Below are 2,924 nucleotides of genomic sequence, written 5' to 3' on the forward strand. Positions count from 1 at the left end.
TTGGTTGGTATTTTGTACCTTCATAGCTATATGTTTAAGACAACATAATTTACCTAAAGTAGGCCGGTTTTCATAAGGAAAATCGGCTTATTTTGTCTCCTGAGGCCATTTTTCCTAACTTAATAGCATTGGCTCTTTACCAACGGCGGATTCCTGATCATCACCTTTCTTTTTTTCCGGAATATGATTGAGGAAAACCGCAAGGATCTGGAAACACTGGACTTGATCCAAACCAAAAATGAAGAGGAAATTTTCGCCATCCGGTGTAAGAATTTGGGACTTACCAAAAGGGAAACGGAGATCTGCCAATTGGTCAGGGATGGCTACATCTATAAAGAAATCGGAGATACGCTGAATATCTCCGAAAGGACCGTCAACAAGCACATACAGAATATTTTCAAAAAGGCTGGAAGTAATAATAAACTTGACCTGTTGAATAAGATTAGCAGAAGGGTGAAGTCGGCGTGACAAAATGAATGATTAAATTACTCCGGACCGACTTACAATCGTTAGACAAAGTAAAATTACCAGAGAGTCAAGGACAAACACCACCGCTCGGTTACGCATCTTTTTTTATAAAATATCGTTAACTTTGTACTGTGAAGAAAAAAATCAACATAGCGAAAGTCTTCCCCAAACATCTATTTTGGGATATGGATCATAGTGCGCTTGACTTTGAAAGGGACAAGGATATTATTATTCCCCGTGCCCTCTTTGCAACTACTCCGGAAACTTTTGATACAGATATTGTCACTCTGGAAAAACTTTATTCCAGAAAGCAGATCCTAAAACATCTCAAGACCACAAAAGAAAGGATAAGCAATGAGGTCTGCAGGCTGGTTGCCAACAGATATGATGTGGGTATTTTCTTTCGTTTTAAACAATGAAAGCTGTTGACCCTTTATTGGTTTCAACAATCAAAAAGCTTCAGCAACTCCCATCCCTTTACAGCTTTATGCTGGCTGGTGGTACCAATCTGGCACTTTTGTACAATCATAGGGTCTCTTATGATATAGATTTTGTATCAAACAACATTATCGGGAAAGACGGGTTTGAAAGAATCATAACAGAGATAGCTGGCCTATATGGTTCAAAAAATATTATAGTAAACCGGATCAACCTGGAATTGGATGGGCAGTTCATTTTTTTAAGACTATTTATTACAAAATCAGAAACCGTCATAAAACTAGAACTGCTTCAAAACATTCAATACCTGACCGGACCGGATGAATTTGATGGAATGAGAATTTTATCGAAGCCGGACATCGGACTGCTAAAGTTGATGAGTGCCTCCAACCGTTACGCCAAAAAGGATATTTATGATCTGGATTACATTACCGATGAAATCCCTCTTGGAGAACTATTCAGTTTACTTCAAATAAAATCAGAGAAGTACAATAAACCTCAACACCGGAATATATTTGACCTGGACAATGAAATCAGCCCACTAACCAGGCCTGAGCTATTATTGGAATTTGACAAAAGGAAATATTCAAAAAACAAGCCCTTCCATACCAACGACAGAATTGATATCATTGAGGGGAGCAAGTCCTGGCAAGAAGCCAGGATCAGTTGGAGGTTTAAAGTGCGGAAATTGTTCCAAGAAATGGGATTGGAATTTCCAACTCCTGGAAGAATGTGATTCAATCTTAAAAACAGCCCTTTTTATTCGTTCAGTTCAGAGGATAATGACGATTTTGGAAGCCGATTTTTTGTCCCCTCGGTTTCAAAATAATCTTTCTTCTAAGTTATCTTTCCAAATAACAAATCCTTTTCTTTCGTCCGTATAGTCATGGAAGATCCGGCTGAAATTTTGTGGTTCCTTTTCCAGAAACATTTGTCTGCCTTTGTTTCGGATAATATTCAGATCCTTGTCAATTGTTCGTAGCTTTTGTGGGAGCAGTTGCCTGTTTTTCTCAATATGCCAGATGTAAGTAGCTTCTTCGGAGTCCAGTGTTTCTAAAACAACATGATATTGTTCTGTGCCGGAAAGAAGGAACACGAATGAGAATGGATTTAAGACAAACCTGAGTTTTAATGTAGTGCCGTCATGCCTGGATGCCAGATATCGTAGGTGCCTGTAATGCCTCACTTTCTCATTTTTCAAAAGATCACTTAACAATTGTTCTTCTGAATCATAGAATGGTTTACCATTTTGTCCTTCCTGTATCTTGTCGAGCCCGAGTAAGTTTTCTTCCATACCTGGAACATATTGCTTACCGAGAATTCCCTGTTCAATAAATCGGAATTTTACGCTTTCAATGATCTCCCGGTTGATACTTTCCAGACCAGTCGAACTAGCTTTTTGTGAAACCAACTCGTTATTTTCAAACTCCGCAAAAACTTCAGCTTCCACGTATTTTGACTTTAATATTTTGGAGAAATATGGCTTCAAAACATCAAACTCAGGCCTCACCTCTTCATTTTCTATTTCAAACTCCACTTCCGTCTTGATCTCAGAAACTCGATAGCGGAAAGCAATTGCACCATAACGAAAATCCAATTGGTCAATAAGTACCTTGATTTTTTTATCAACTGTAAATGTTTGCCCGAAGGGGGGCTCGGCAATCGCTGTGTCATCAAATAATGTTGCCTGCCGATTAAGCTGTCGGTAATAGGTATTCCTTTTCAGAAATAACCGGTTCAGGTATTCAATTTTATGATCTCTGTAATCATAAATAACCGGGCTGATTTCAGATCGCTGAACACGACCAATATATTGAATCAGTTTACCTTTAAAAGAGAAGGGATAAACAAGGAAAAGGCAGGAGGCATTTTGCAAGTCGGTTCCCTCTCCGAAAAACTGTCCGGTTGTAATTAGTGCCGAGACTGTAATCTCAACTCTGTCTAAGCTTGGAATTTAGTTTTAAATTTTATAAGTAGTAGACATGAGTACAGAAGAAAAAGAAAACCTAAAAGAGAAA

At 38.4% G+C, this 2,924-nt stretch carries 4 protein-coding genes; 2 read left to right on the forward strand and 2 right to left on the reverse strand.

The features are described 5' to 3' along the window. Window positions 1–114: 114 nt before the first annotated feature. Window positions 115–471 (reverse strand): hypothetical protein, encoded by a 357-nt coding sequence (locus GCU44_RS23555; protein ID WP_455423651.1) that lies wholly within the window; start codon window positions 469–471, stop codon window positions 115–117. Window positions 472–599: 128 nt separating this feature from the next. Here GCU44_RS23555 and GCU44_RS22830 point away from each other — a divergent pair, with 128 nt between their 5' ends. Both GCU44_RS22830 and GCU44_RS22835 read left to right on the forward strand, forming a co-directional pair. Further along, complete coding sequence (locus GCU44_RS22830; RefSeq protein ID WP_154859698.1) at window positions 600–887, forward strand: DUF6922 domain-containing protein; 288 nt, start codon at window positions 600–602, stop codon at window positions 885–887. Further along, on the forward strand, window positions 884–1,642 hold the full coding sequence (locus GCU44_RS22835) for a nucleotidyl transferase AbiEii/AbiGii toxin family protein (protein ID WP_154859699.1): 759 nt from the start codon (window positions 884–886) through the stop codon (window positions 1,640–1,642). The genes GCU44_RS22830 and GCU44_RS22835 overlap by 4 nt, the downstream gene beginning before the upstream one ends. Before the next feature lie 84 nt (window positions 1,643–1,726). Here GCU44_RS22835 and GCU44_RS23145 read toward each other — a convergent pair whose 3' ends face one another. Next, window positions 1,727–2,782, reverse strand: coding sequence for a DEAD/DEAH box helicase (locus GCU44_RS23145; RefSeq protein ID WP_194201676.1), 1,056 nt, complete (start codon window positions 2,780–2,782; stop codon window positions 1,727–1,729). Window positions 2,783–2,924: the final 142 nt, after the last annotated feature.

The organism is Cyclobacterium xiamenense (assembly GCF_009467825.1).
GTDB classification, from domain to species: domain Bacteria; phylum Bacteroidota; class Bacteroidia; order Cytophagales; family Cyclobacteriaceae; genus Cyclobacterium; species Cyclobacterium xiamenense.

Bases quoted from the DNA above. Each gene is read 5' to 3' on its own strand.
- GCU44_RS22835 (WP_154859699.1), top strand. From the start codon at position 884: ATGAAAGCTGTTGACCCTTTATTGGTTTCAACAATCAAAAAGCTTCAG.